Source organism: Phycobacter sedimenti (assembly GCF_038148855.1).
GTDB classification, from domain to species: domain Bacteria; phylum Pseudomonadota; class Alphaproteobacteria; order Rhodobacterales; family Rhodobacteraceae; genus Phycobacter; species Phycobacter sedimenti.
Genome location: NZ_JBBVGR010000007.1, coordinates 123355 through 137037, shown reverse-complemented (window position 1 = coordinate 137037; position 13683 = coordinate 123355). Strand labels below are relative to the sequence as shown.

The window sequence follows — 13683 nt, the reverse complement described above, 5'->3', positions numbered from 1 at the left end:
CCCATGACCACAGAACGCGAACGCCGTTTCCCAGGACCCCGGCGCGGACAGCTGATCTTTGCGCTGGCCTTTGTGGCGCTTGCGGCGCTGCTGCTGGCGCTCATCGGCGAGCAGACGGCCTGGGCTAAAAAGACCAAGTTCTTTGCCCAGCCTCGGTTCTGGCCTGCGGTCGCGCTTGGCGGCATGGTCATGATGGGTGGCTTGCACCTTTACCGGATGCCGTGGCGGCGCGTGACGCGGTTTGACTGCAGCGAGACACGCCGCTGGGGGCAGGCGCTGGAATTTGTCCTGTGGTTCATGGGGTATGTGCTGTTGGTGCCGATCATTGGCTATCTGCCGGTGACGCTGGTCTTTGTGCCATTGCTCACCCGGCGCATGGGCTATCGCAGCCCGCGCATGATGTGGATCAGTGCCGGTTTCGCCATCGCGGTGGTGCTCGTGTTCAAGGGGCTTCTGTCCGTGCGCATTCCCGGCGCGCTTCTGTATGAATACCTGCCGGGTCCGTTGCGCAGTTTCGCCATTCTCTACCTCTAGGCCTTCAGTTTAACGGGATCCCCGATGGACCTTATCCTTTCTGCAATCGAGATCCTGATGCGCTGGGACGTGGCGTTGGCCCTTCTGGCCGGATCGGTGGGTGGCGTTCTGATCGGCGCCATTCCCGGCGTCGGCCCGGCGGTGGCGATCGCGATCCTATTGCCCGCGACATTCTCGATGGATCCCATCGTGGGGCTGACTGTCCTTTTGGGGATCTACGGCTCGTCGATGTATGGCGGCGCGATACCGGCGATCCTGATCAACACGCCCGGCACCGCCGTCAATGCGCTGACCACCTATGACGGCTACCCGATGACCGCCCGGGGGGAACCCCGCCGGGCCCTCAGCCTTGCCTATTCCGCCAGTTTCTTTGGCGGCGTGTTTTCGGTCATCTGTCTGATCCTGTTCGCGCCGGTGCTGGCCAAGGTCGCGCCGATGTTCGGCAGCCGCGAGATCTTCCTCGCAGCGCTCTTGGGGTTGATCCTTGTCGTGGTCGCCCATCGCGGGCAGGCGCTGATCGCCGGGGCGCTGGCCTGTTTCGGGATCTTTCTCAACACCATCGGCATGGAGCCGGTGAAATACACCCAGCGTTACACCTTCGGGCAGGATTTCCTCGGCGGCGGCATCAATCTGATCGTTGTCGTGCTGGGGTTGTTCGCCATTTCCCAGGCTTTTGTGCTGCTGACGGATGAGGATGAGAAGATCCGTCTCACCCGCTTGCGCGGCGGCATGTTCCAGGGGCTGCGAGAGCTGTCCCGCCATCCCCGTGTCGCGTCGGTGTCGGCAGGCTTTGGCGTCTTGATGGGGATGATCCCCGGCGTCGGCGAATTCACCGCCCAGTTCATGTCATATACCTACGCGCAGAAGACCTCGAAGCGGCCGCAGGATTTCGGGCGCGGATCTTCCGAAGGGCTGATCGCGGCCGAGACAGCCAATAACGCCGTGCCCGCCGCTGCCATGGTGCCGCTTCTGGCGCTTGGCATTCCGGGCGAGGCGCTGACGGCAATGATGCTCAGCGTCTTTTACGTCCACAACGTGGTGCCGGGGCCGGGGCTGTTCCAGAACGACATGGATTTTGTCGTGGCGCTGTATCTGGCGCTCTTGATCCTCAACGTGCTGGTGCTGCTGTTCCTCCTGTTCGCAACCCGCAGCCTCATTCAGGTGGTGAAGATCCCCAACCGCTTCCTTGGCGTCTGTATCCTGACGCTCAGCTTCGTGGGGGTCTACTCCCTGCGCAATTCGGCCACCGATTGCGTGATGGCGGCGGCATTCGGGCTGGTGGGCTATATCCTGAAACGCCTGTCGCTGCCCGCGGTGCCGATCATCCTTGGCATGGTTCTGGGCGGCATCATGGAGGTGAAGCTGCGCGCCGCAATGGCGCGGGTCAAAACCCCCTTTGATTTCATCGACCGCCCCGTGGCGTTCATCCTGTTTTCTATCATCATACTGGTCCTTGTGATGCACACCGTCCGCATTCTGCGCGACCGCAAGGAGCTGAAGGAGGCCGAATGGCAGACCAAAACCTCATCAATGAGCTTCGGCGGGCTGATGTGGCGCCGCAAAAACTCTTTCTTGAAGGATCGTGGCAAGCAGGTACGGGCACGCCATGCCAAGTTACTTCGCCGATTGACGGATCTGTTCTGACCACCCTTGAAGGGGCGTCAAAGACGGATGTGGAACGCGCCGTGGCCTCGGCTCGCGCGGCGTTCGAGGATGGCCGCTGGTCGCGTCTGGCCCCTGCCGCGCGCAAGAAGGTGCTGCACAGGATCGCGGACCGGATCGAGGCAGAGGCGCTGCCGCTGGCTGTTCTTGGTGTGCGTGACAATGGCACCGAGATGGGCATGGCCCTGAAGGCAGAGCCGGGATCGGCGGCGGGCACCTTCCGCTACTACGCCGAGGCGCTGGACAAACTCGCCGGAGAGGTCGCCCCCACCGCCCCCGATGTGCTGGGGCTTGTGCACCGGATGCCGGTGGGCGTCGTCGGCGCCATCGTGCCGTGGAACTTCCCGCTGATGATCGGCGCCTGGAAACTGGCGCCCGCGCTGGCGATGGGCAATTCGGTGGTGCTGAAGCCAGCGGAAACCGCCTCGCTGTCCCTGCTGCGCCTGGCTGAAATATGCGCCGAATGCGGCCTGCCCGATGGGGTGCTGTCCGTCGTCACCGGCGCGGGCGCTGAAACCGGCGCTGCGCTGGCCGAGTCGATGGGCGTCGATGTTCTGGCCTTTACCGGATCGGGCGCGACGGGGCGCAAATTGCTGGAGGCCTCGGCGCGCTCCAACCTCAAACGCTGCTATCTGGAGCTGGGCGGTAAATCCCCCAATATCGTCTTTGCCGATGCCCCCGATCTGCGCCACGCGGCCAAGGTCTCGGCCGCCGGGATCTTCCGCAATTCGGGGCAGGTCTGCGTGGCAGGCTCGCGTCTGTTGGTGGAAGACGCCATCCACGATGAGTTCGTGGCCATGCTGGTGGAAGAGGCCGAGGCGCTGCGCGTCGGCGATCCTCTTGACCTCAGCAACACCATCGGCGCGGTGAACTCCGAAGATCAGCTGCGCCGGAACCTCATGTTCATGGAGACGGCCCGCACTGAGGGCGGAGAGATCGTGACGGGCGGCAACCGCATCCTAGAAGAGACCGGCGGTACCTATATGGCGCCCACCATCGTCACAAACGTCGCCCAAGGTCACAGCCTGTTCCAGAAAGAGGTCTTTGGTCCGGTCCTGTCAGTCACGTCTTTCAAGACGGAAGAAGAGGCGCTGGGCCTTGCCAATGCCACCGAGTTTGGCCTTGCCTCGGGCGTCTGGAGCGCGAACCTCTCCCGCGCGCATCGCATGGTGGCGGGCATCCGCGCCGGCGTGGTCCATGTGAACACCTATGGCGGCGCCGACAATACCGTGCCCCTTGGCGGGGTCGGCCAATCCGGCAACGGCCATGACAAATCGCTTCATGCGCTTGATAAATACGTGGATCTGAAAACCGCCTGGATCCAGCTCTGACGGAAGGAACGCCCATGACCGACAAGACCATCCTGATTGCAGGCACCTATGACACCAAGGATGCCGAGCTTGCCTATCTTGCCGATGTGATCCGCGGGCAGGGCGGCGGCGTTCTGACCATGGACGTGAGCGTTCTGGGTGACCCGAGCCAGCCCACCGACGTAAGCAAGCATCAGGTGGCCGAGGCAGGCGGTAGCTCCATCCAGGTCGCGATCGACAGCGGCGATGAGAACACCGCGATGCAGATCATGGCACGAGGAGCCGCCGCCAAGGCGCTGGAGCTGTACCGGGCCGGTACCATCGACGGGGTGATCGTGCTGGGCGGCACCATGGGCACGGATCTGGCGCTGGACCTTTGCGGGGCGTTGCCGGTAGGCGTGCCGAAATACATCGTTTCCACCGTATCCTTCTCGCCCCTGATGCCGCCTGAACGGATTGCTGCGGATGTGCAGATGATCCTCTGGGCCGGGGGGCTTTATGGCCTGAACTCGGTCTGCAAGGCGGCGCTGAGCCAGGCCGCAGGCGCGGTCCTTGGGGCGGCGAGGGCGGTCGAACCGCCCAAGCGCGACCGGCCGCTGATTGGCATGACCTCCTTCGGGAAAACGGTGCTGCGGTATATGGTGAGCCTGAAACCGGCGCTGGAGGAACGCGGCTATGAGGTCGCCGTGTTCCACGCCACCGGCATGGGGGGGCGGGCCTTCGAAAGCCTTGCCGCCGAAGGCGCTTTTGCCGCCGTGATGGACTTTGCCCCGCAGGAGGTCTCGAATCATCTGTTTGGCGGACTGTCGGCCGGGGCGGACCGGATGACCAACGCAGGCGCCGCAGGCACGCCCCAAATGGTGGCGCCGGGCTGCTATGATCTGGTGGATTTCGTCGGCTGGCAGGAGACGCCGACGCAGCTCAAGGGCCGCCCGGCCCATGCGCACAACCGGCTGCTGACCTCGGCTGTGCTGGAGGCGGGCGAACGCCGCCTTGTGGCCCGTACCATCTGCGACAAGCTGGGTCAGGCCAAGGCTCCGGTGGCGGTGCTGCTGCCCACGGGCGGGTGCAACGAATGGGACCGCCCCGGCGCGGACCTTCATGATGCCGAAGGACTGGCCGCCTTTTGCGAAGAGATGATCTCGGCCTGTCCCCAAACCGCCCGGCTGCACAGGCTTGAGTGCCACATCAACGATCCGGAATTTTCGGACAAGGTGCTGGAGCTGTTCGATGTCTGGGTGGCGGAAGGGGTGGTTCCAAAAGGCTGACGGAACGGCTGCTGCCGCAAGATACTGCTTGATGTGTTACGGGGTGCTTGCTGTTGCGGGCGCCCTTGTTACATATGGGGCGACCATTCTGGTCGTGGCGGTATTTTCATGCCCTCCGCCCCTGCCATGCGCAATGATATTGCTTGCCAAGGCGGAGGTGCGGGCCTAGGGTGCTGTCAAATTTAGTGGAACTTAGTTCCGCATAGTAAAACAGGGATTGACTCCCACCCCCGGAGCCGAACATCTTGGCTCCGAAAATGACGCCGGGTTTTCGCATGAGTTGTGAAGGGAGGTCTTGGCGCAGGTGGGGGGAGCATGGCTAGATCCCCACGGGAAAAGGGAGCTTTGCGGGCCGCGTCCCAAAGCCCCGCCAAGGAGAGGAAAAACGAATGACACAAGCCATTGGATATGAACGCGTCGGGGATATTGCGATCCTCAAGGCGCAGAATCCGCCGGTGAACGCGCTGGGCCTGGATGTGCGCCAGGGGCTGGTGGACGGCATCAAGCGCGCCGAGTCGGAAGGCGCCAAGGCGGTGCTGATTTACGGAGAGGGCCGCACCTATTTTGCAGGCGCTGATATCCGCGAATTCGGCAGGCCGCCGCAGGGTCCGTTCCTGCCCGATGTCTGCACCCGAATCGAAGCCTCGCCGCTTCTGGTTGTCTCTGCCCTGCATGGCACCGCGCTGGGCGGCGGTCTGGAGATCGCGCTGGGATCGCATTACCGCATCGCGGTGCCCTCGGCCCGTGTGGGCCTGCCCGAAGTTCTGATCGGCGTGATGCCGGGCGCCGGTGGCACCCAGCGTCTGCCGCGCCTGATTGGGATTGACGCCTCGGTGGACGTCATCACCTCGGGCCGTCAGGTCGGCGCCAAGGAAGCGCTGAGCCTTGGCATTCTGGATCGTATCGAAGAGGGCGAGCCGCGCGAGATCGGACTGGCCTACACGCAAGAGCTTTTGGACAGTGGCGCGACCCGCCGCGCCATCAGCGAAATGCCTGCCCCGGAAGCGGTTGATTTCGATGCGCTTTACGAGACAGTTCTGAAGAAGGGCCGCGGCCTGCTGGCGCCTGCGGTCGCGGTGCGCGGCATCCAGGCCTGCTGCGAGCTGCCCTTTGACGAGGGCATGAAGCGCGAGCGCGAACTCTTCATGGAACTGATGGGCACCGATCAGCGTCAGGGCATGATCCATGCCTTCTTCTCGGAGCGGGCGGTCAGCAAACTGCCGGAACTGAAAGGCGTCGAACCGCGCGCGGTGAACAGCCTTGGCGTTATCGGCGGCGGCACCATGGGGGCGGGGATCGCCACCGCCGCTCTGTTGTCGGGCCTGCCGGTTGTGATGCTGGAGATGACCCCCGAGGCCGCCGAAGCCGCCAAGGGCCGTATTTCGGGAAACCTGCAAGGCGCGCTGAAGCGCGGCAAGATCAGCCAGGAGAAGTTCGACCACCTGACCGGTGAGGCGCTGACGCTGGCCACCGATTACGATGCGCTCAGCGATGTGGATCTGGTGATCGAGGCCGTGTTCGAGGACATGAGCGTCAAGAAGGTGGTGTTCGGCAAACTGGATGCAGTCTGCAAGAAGGGCGCGATCCTGGCTTCCAACACCTCGTACCTGGATGTGAACGAAATCGCCGCCTGCACTTCGCGCCCCGAGGATGTGATCGGGCTGCACTTCTTCTCTCCGGCGCATGTGATGAAGCTGCTGGAGGTCGTCGTGGCCGACAAGACCGCGCTGGACGTGGTTGCCACCGGCTTTGCGCTGGGTCAGCGGCTGAAGAAGATCTCGGTCCGGGCTGGTGTCTGTGACGGGTTCATCGGCAACCGGATCCTTGCGACCTATCGCAAGGCGGCCGATCATATGGTGCTGGACGGGGCATCGCCCTATCAGATCGACAAGGCGCTCACGGATTTCGGTTTTGCCATGGGCCCCTTTGCGGTGGCCGACCTTGCAGGGCTCGACATCGGCTGGGCGGTGCGCAAGCGCAAGCGCGCCGAAGGCATGGACCCGCGGGAGCGCGACAGCAGCTACATGGACAAGATCTGCGAGGCGGGCAACTTTGGCCAGAAGACCGGCAAGGGCTACTACGTCTACGAGGCAGGCAAGCGCGGCGGCACCCCGAACCCCGAGGTGACTGCGCTGATCGAGGCCGAGCGCGCCGAGAAGGGCATCACCCCGAAAGAGTTCACCGACGAGGAAATCGTGACCCGCTATATGGCGGCCATGGTCAACGAGGCCGCCAAGGTGGTGGGCGAAGGCATCGCGCGCCGACCGCTGGACGTCGATATGACGCTGCTCTTTGGTTACGGCTTCCCGCGCTATCGCGGCGGACCGCTGAAATGGGCCGACATGCAGGGGCTGGACACGCTTCTGGCCAACATCAAATCCTACGCCGAGGAAGACGACTTCTTCTGGCAGCCCGCGCCTCTGCTGGAGCAGCTGGTTGCCGAAGGGCGCACATTCGACGATCTGAACAAGGAAAACAGCTGATATGAAAGAAGTCGTTATCGTCTCCGCCGCCCGCACCGGGCTGGCCAAATCCTTCAGGGGATCCTTTAACATGACCCATGGCGCGACCATGGGCGGCGCGGCCGTCGAGGCCGCCATGGCCCGCGCCGGGATCGAAGGCGCGGAAGTGGAAGACTGCATCATGGGCTGCGGCGCCCCCGAAGGGGAAACCGGCGCCAATATCGCGCGACAGATCGCCCTGCGCGCGGGCCTGCCGGTGACCGCCTCGGGCATGACCGTGAACCGGTTCTGCTCGTCCGGTTTGCAGACCATCGCGCTGGCCGCGCAGCAGATCATCTGCGAAGGGGCCGGTCCGATGGTCGCGGGCGGTGTCGAAAGCATCTCGATGGTGCAGCCCAAGGTGCGCCCCGCGCATGAGGCCTGGCTGAAAGAGCACAAGCCTGCCGTCTACATGACCATGATCGAAACCGCCGATATCGTGGCCGAACGCTATGGCATCAGCCGCGAGGATCAGGACGCCTACGGTCTGCGCAGCCAGCAGCGTATCGCCGCCGCGCAGGAAGCCGGTCTGTTCGCGGATGAGATCATCCCCGTCACCACCACCATGGCGGTGAAGGACAAGGAGAGCGGCGAGATTTCGATGAAAGAGGTCGTCGTCGACCGGGACGAATGCAACCGCCCCTCCACCACGCTGGATGGTCTGGCGAGCCTTGCACCGGTGCGCGGCGATGGCAACTACATCACCGCAGGCAACGCCAGCCAGCTGTCCGATGGCGCTGCCGCCGTGGTGCTGATGGAGGCCAAGGAGGCCGAAAAGCGCGGTCTTGAGGCCATGGGCGCCTTCAAGGGCTTCTGCGTTGCCGGCTGCGAGCCCGACGAGATGGGCATCGGCCCGGTCTTTGCGGTGCCGCGTCTTCTGGAGCGTCACGGGTTGACGGTTGATGACATCGACCTGTGGGAGCTGAACGAGGCTTTTGCCAGCCAGGCTCTCTATTGTCGCGATCGCCTCGGCATCGATGACGAGAAATGCAACGTCAACGGTGGCTCGATCGCCATCGGTCATCCCTTTGGCATGACCGGCGCCCGCATGACCGGCCACATCCTGCGCGAAGGCAAGCGCCGCGGCGCCAAGCTGGGCGTTGTGACCATGTGCGTCGGTGGCGGCATGGGCGCGGCGGGTCTCTTCGAGATCTACTGAACCGCAACCTGAAAACAGGCGGCGCCCGGCGGCCCCATCGAGGGACCACCGGACGCTGTCCGGCCCCAAGGGGGGCCGTACACAAGGGCCCCCTGCAGATGGGCCGCGAGGAGAGAGAAATGGATCTGAGCTACACCGCAGAAGAGCAGGCCTTTCGCCAGGAGGTCCGCAGCTTTCTGGATGAAAAACTGCCAAAAGAAATGTCCGATGCCGTGCGCGAGGGGCGTGGCCTTGGTAAGGAAGGGCATGACCGCTGGCATGCCATCCTGAACGACCAGGGCTGGCTGGCCCCGAACTGGCCGCAGGAATTTGGCGGCTGCGGCTGGAATGCCGTCCAGCGCCACATCTTTGAGGAAGAATGTTGCCGCGCCCACGCGCCGCGCATCGTTCCCTTTGGCCTCTCGATGCTGGCCCCGGTTCTGCAGAAGTTCGGCTCCAAAGAGCAGCAGGACTATTATCTGCCGAAGATCCTGAACGGCGAGCACTGGTGGTGCCAGGGCTATTCCGAGCCGGGCGCGGGCTCTGACCTGGCCAGCCTCAAGACCAAGGCCGTGCGCGACGGCGATCACTATATCGTCAACGGTCAGAAGACCTGGACCACCCTTGGCCAATACGCCAACTGGATCTTCTGCCTGGTGCGCACCGACCCGGAGGCCAAGCAGCAGGAGGGCATCTCTTTCCTTCTGATCGACATGGACACGCCGGGTATCGAAGTGCGCCCGATCATCCTGCTGGACGGCACCCACGAGGTGAACGAGGTCTGGTTCACCGACGTCAAGGTACCGGTCGAAAACCTGGTGGGTGAGGAAAACAAGGGCTGGACCTACGCCAAGTACCTCTTGACCCATGAGCGCACCAACATCGCTGGTGTCGGCTTCAGCCAGGCGGGGCTTGAGACCGTGAAACGCCTTGCGCGCAGCCAGATGCACAAGGGGCGCCCGCTGATCGAAAACCCCCATTTCGCCGCCCGCGTGGCGCAGGCGGAAATCGATCTGATGGCCATGTCCACCACCAACCTGCGCATCATCTCGGCCGCGGCCTCGGGGCAGGCGCCGGGTGTCGAAAGCTCGATGCTGAAGGTGAAAGGCACCGAGATCCGTCAGGAGATCAACGATCTGGCCCGCCGTGCGGCTGGCGTTTACGCGATGCCCTTTGCCTCCGAAGCGGTCGAGGGTGGCAACGAGCCGCCCGTCGGCCCAGAAGGCACCGGGCCGGTTGCCGCGCAGTATTTCAACAATCGCAAGCTGTCGATCTTTGGCGGCTCGAATGAGATCCAGAAGAACATCATCGCAAAAGTGAAAATGGGAGGCCGGGCATGAATTTCGACCTGACCGAAGAGCGGCAGATGCTGCAGGACAGCCTGCGCCGCTTCCTGTCTGACCGCTACACGACATCCGTGCGCAACGACATTCTGGAAAGCGACACCGGCTTTTCCGCTGACATCTGGGGCCAGCTGGCCGAACTGGGCGTCGTGGGCGCGCTGTTCTCCGAAGAGGACGGCGGATTTGGCGGCGCGGGGTTCGATATCTCCACCGTCTTCGAGGAACTGGGCCGCGCGGGCGTGGTCGAGCCGCTTCTGGACACGGCGCTGCTGGGTGGCGGTCTGATCGCGGCCCTTGGAAATGGCGACCAAAAGGCCCTGGTGGAAGAGGTGATCGGCGGCGGCGTGCAACTGGCCTTCGCCCATGGCGAGCCGGCCAGCCGTTATGATCTCACCCGCGTCGAAACCACCGCGAGCGTGGACGGCGGGGACATCGTGCTGAGAGGCCGCAAGGCGGTCGTGGTCAATGCCGAAGCGGCAGATCATCTGCTCGTGTCGGCCCGCGAAAGCGGCGCTGTGGACGCCACCGATGGCATCTCGCTCTTCCTGGTGCCGCGCGATGCGGCGGGGCTGTCGCTGCGCGGCTATGCGCTCTTGGCGGGTGGTCGCGCTGCCGAGGTGGATCTGGACGGGGTACGCCTGCCTGCCGCTGCGCGGCTGGGCGCCGCCGGAACCGCCTGGGATGCGATCGCCGGTGTCATCGCCCGCTCCGAAGTGGCTTTGGCCGCCGAAACCCTGGGCGCGATGGAAACCGCGACCGAACTCACTCGCCAGTACCTGCTGACCCGCAGCCAGTTCGGCCGCCCGATCGGGACTTTCCAGGCGCTTCAGCACCGGATGGCGGATCTGCTGATCGAGATTGAGCAGGCGCGCTCTGCTGTGATCAACGCGGCGGGCCATCTTGAGGGCGACGCCCGCCTGCGCGATCTCAACATCGCGGCGGCGCGCAACCTCATTGGCCGGGCAGGGCGTCTTGTGGCCGAGGATTCGATCCAGATGCATGGCGGCATTGCCATGACGCAGGAATACGAACTGGCCCATATCGCCAAGCGGATCGTCATGGCCGAGCACCGCTTTGGGGATGCGGACACCCAGCTGGAGCGTTTCCTTGACCTCAGCGCCGCGTGATACCGGCGAGATCCGCCTGATCGAAGATCCCGGTTGCCAGCAGATGGTTGGCTACCGGACCGAGATCGACCGGGCGGATGGCTCCTGCACCGTGACCCTGGAGCTGGAGCCAAAACACCTCAACCGCCATGGCATTCTTCATGGCGGGATGGTGGCCACGGTTTTGGATGTGGTTTGCGGCAATACGGCGTCGCAGTTCTTTGATCCTGAAAACCACGCCGATCTGGTGACCGTGTCTTTGAACCTGTCCTATGTGGCAGCAGTGGGGGGCGGAACGATCACGGCCCGCGCGCGGCCCACGGGGGGCGGCAAATCCATCGCCTATATCCAGGGCGAATTGTTTGATGACGAAGGTCGGCTTCTGGCCACGGCCAACGGGATTTTCAAGAGGATACGCAAATGAGCCAACTTGCACGGATGGACGATCTGGGCGACCGCGCGGTGGTCGTGAACATGAACCCGACGCGCCGGGGCGCCCTGTCGCAGGATCTCTATGACGCCATCGGAGCTGCGCTTGAGCTGGCAAAACAGTCGCGCATTCGTGCCGTGCTGCTGACCTCGGAGGGTGGTTTTTTCTGCGCGGGCGGGGATCTCAACGTGATCATTGACCGGCGTTCCCTGAGCGAGGAAGAACGCCGCGCCAAGGTCAACAACCTGCATGATCTGATCCGTGGCATCCGCGATTGCCCGGTGCCAGTGATCGCCGCGGTCGAGGGCGGCGCGGCGGGGGCGGGTGTCTCCCTGGCGCTGGCCGCGGATCTCATCGTGGCTTCTTACGGGGCAAAGTTCACGGCGGCCTATGTGAAGGCGGGACTGGTGCCCGATGGCGGGCTGACCGCCTCGCTCGCGCGGATGCTGCCGCGCCCGCTGGCGATGGAAATGTGCCTTTTGGGGCGTCCGGTCACGGCGGGGCGTCTGGCGGCATTGGGCGCGGTCAATCAGGTGGTGGCCCCGCAGCGGGTCCTGAGCACGGCTCATGTTCTGGCAGATGCGCTGGCGCAGGGCCCGCGCGAGGCACAAGGCACGATCCGCCACCTGGTCTCCAATGCCTATGACGCTAGCGAAGCGGCGCAGCTTGACGATGAATGCGCCGCCATGGCCCGCGCCGCGGGCGGACGCGAGGCAGGCGAGGGGATTGCGGCCTTCCTCGAAAAACGGGCGCCCCAGTTCAGCGACTGATGCGGCCCACATGACATAGGCGCGCCGGATTTGGGAGGAGAAGGCGATGGACTACTGGCACGATTTACTGGCCGAACAGGTCAGGCTGCGACCGGGCGCTCCGGCCTTTTCCGATAGCGGCGGTGCAGACTGGAGCTTTGCCGATCTGTCCATGGCGGTGGAGGACGTGGCCAGGCATCTGAAGGCATCCGGCGTGCAGTCGCGCGACCGGGTCATGGTTCTCTCGGAAAACTGCTGCGCTGCAGTCGCGGCCATGCTTGGGGCCTCGATCCTTGGCGCCATTGCCGTGCCCGTCAATGCCCGCATGAGCGCGGGCGAGGTGGACCGCATCCTGTCCCACGCCCGCCCGGCGGCGGCGCTGTTCACCTCTGCAATCTCCCCCGAGGCGGACGCGCATGCCGCGCGCATGGAGGCGGAAGAGATCACCGGCGCCTTTGGCCGCATGCACATCGCAGCGCCCTATCCGTCTGACCCGGATGCACCGGAAGAGGTTGCGGTGCTTCTTTATACCACCGGCACAACCGGCGATCCCAAGGGCGTGATGCTGACCCATGGCAATGTGCTGTTTGGTGGCAAGTCTTCGGCAGAGCTGCGCGATATGGGGCCGGGGGATATCATCTACGGCGTTCTGCCCTTGACCCATGTTTTTGGTCTGGCCTCGGTGATGACCGCGGCGCTTTTTGCCGGGGCAGCCGTGCGCCTTGAGGCGCGGTTCTCGGCGGCGAAACTCTATGAGGCGCTGCGGGCCGGGGTGACGCGCCTGTCGGCCGTGCCGCAGATGCACGCGCTGGTGATGCAATATGCCAAGGAGCAGGGGCTCGACCGCCTCGGCAGCGAGGTGTTGCAATATGTTTCCTCTGGCGCGGCGCCGCTGGATCCCGAGTGGAAGCGCAAGGCTGAAGCTTTCTATGGCGTGGCGCTGCAGAACGGCTATGGCATGACCGAGACGACGGCTGGCGTCTGCGCCACCAAGAACAGCCAGCTTGGCGATCCCGATACATCCACCGGTCCGGCACTGCCGGAGGTTGAGGTGCGCATCGATGAGACCGTGCCAGGGGGCGGCGATGGGCTGGGTGAAGTTCTGGCACGCGGGCCGAACATCATGCTGGGTTACTATCGCAATCCCGAAGAGACCGCCAAGGTGCTGGACGCCGAGGGCTGGATGCATACAGGCGATATGGGGCGCCTGGATGCGCGCGGGTTCCTGCATATCGAAGGGCGCTCGAAGGAGCTGATCATCCACGGGGGGTTCAATGTCTTCCCGCCGGAGGTTGAGGCCGCGCTCAATGCCCATCCGCAGGTGGTTCAGTCTGCTGTGGTGGGGCGCCGGGTCAGCGGCGACGAAGAGGTGCTGGCCTTTGTTCAGGTGGCCCCAGGCGATACGCCGGATCTGGCGGAACTGGGGGATTTCGTGCGCGGCCAGCTTGCGGGATACAAATGCCCGGCCCGGATCATCGCGGTAGAGTCACTGCCTGCAGCGCCGACGGGTAAAATTTTGAAAAACAAGCTGCTGAGCACCTTCGCGGATCGACTGGACTGACGGCGGGGATCTCCCGCCGCCGAATGGCGGCCTGCAGCGCAGGCCTTGTTCGGCGTTGGGCGTTGCGCCGCTGCGCGGCGC

At 64.3% G+C, this 13683-nt stretch carries 11 protein-coding genes; all 11 read left to right on the top strand.

Features of this window, described 5'->3' with window-relative positions; all coding sequences use genetic code 11:
* Positions 1 to 3: 3 nt before the first annotated feature.
* Positions 4 to 534, top strand: a complete 531-nt coding sequence (locus tag AADA15_RS13610; RefSeq protein ID WP_341642098.1) for a tripartite tricarboxylate transporter TctB family protein — start codon at positions 4 to 6, stop codon at positions 532 to 534.
* Between the two features lie 24 nt (positions 535 to 558).
* A complete protein-coding gene (locus AADA15_RS13605) occupies positions 559 to 2178 on the top strand; it encodes a tripartite tricarboxylate transporter permease (protein ID WP_341642097.1) in 1620 nt (539 codons plus the stop codon).
* Positions 2085 to 3527, top strand: coding sequence for an aldehyde dehydrogenase family protein (locus AADA15_RS13600; protein WP_341642285.1), 1443 nt, complete (start codon positions 2085 to 2087; stop codon positions 3525 to 3527). The genes AADA15_RS13605 and AADA15_RS13600 overlap by 94 nt, the downstream gene beginning before the upstream one ends.
* Before the next feature lie 14 nt (positions 3528 to 3541).
* Positions 3542 to 4774 (top strand): Tm-1-like ATP-binding domain-containing protein, encoded by a 1233-nt coding sequence (locus AADA15_RS13595; RefSeq protein WP_341642096.1) that lies wholly within the window; start codon positions 3542 to 3544, stop codon positions 4772 to 4774.
* Positions 4775 to 5163: 389 nt separating this feature from the next.
* Positions 5164 to 7257: a 3-hydroxyacyl-CoA dehydrogenase NAD-binding domain-containing protein gene (locus AADA15_RS13590; RefSeq protein WP_341642095.1), complete on the top strand. Its 2094-nt coding sequence runs from the start codon at positions 5164 to 5166 to the stop codon at positions 7255 to 7257.
* Position 7258: 1 nt separating this feature from the next.
* A complete protein-coding gene (locus AADA15_RS13585; RefSeq protein ID WP_341642094.1) occupies positions 7259 to 8434 on the top strand; it encodes an acetyl-CoA C-acyltransferase in 1176 nt (391 codons plus the stop codon).
* Positions 8435 to 8553: 119 nt separating this feature from the next.
* Positions 8554 to 9753, top strand: coding sequence for an acyl-CoA dehydrogenase family protein (locus AADA15_RS13580; protein ID WP_341642093.1), 1200 nt, complete (start codon positions 8554 to 8556; stop codon positions 9751 to 9753).
* Positions 9750 to 10883 carry an acyl-CoA dehydrogenase family protein gene (locus AADA15_RS13575; protein WP_341642092.1) on the top strand — a complete coding sequence of 378 codons (1134 nt, stop codon included), beginning with the start codon at positions 9750 to 9752 and terminating at the stop codon, positions 10881 to 10883. The genes AADA15_RS13580 and AADA15_RS13575 overlap by 4 nt, the downstream gene beginning before the upstream one ends.
* Entirely contained in the window at positions 10864 to 11286 is a 423-nt protein-coding gene (locus AADA15_RS13570; RefSeq protein ID WP_437343197.1) for a PaaI family thioesterase, read from the top strand. The genes AADA15_RS13575 and AADA15_RS13570 overlap by 20 nt, the downstream gene beginning before the upstream one ends.
* Complete coding sequence (locus AADA15_RS13565) at positions 11283 to 12062, top strand: oxepin-CoA hydrolase, alternative type (RefSeq protein ID WP_341642091.1); 780 nt, start codon at positions 11283 to 11285, stop codon at positions 12060 to 12062. Before AADA15_RS13570 ends, AADA15_RS13565 begins: the two co-directional genes overlap by 4 nt.
* A gap of 46 nt (positions 12063 to 12108) precedes the next feature.
* Positions 12109 to 13602, top strand: coding sequence for a class I adenylate-forming enzyme family protein (locus AADA15_RS13560; protein WP_341642090.1), 1494 nt, complete (start codon positions 12109 to 12111; stop codon positions 13600 to 13602).
* Positions 13603 to 13683: the final 81 nt, after the last annotated feature.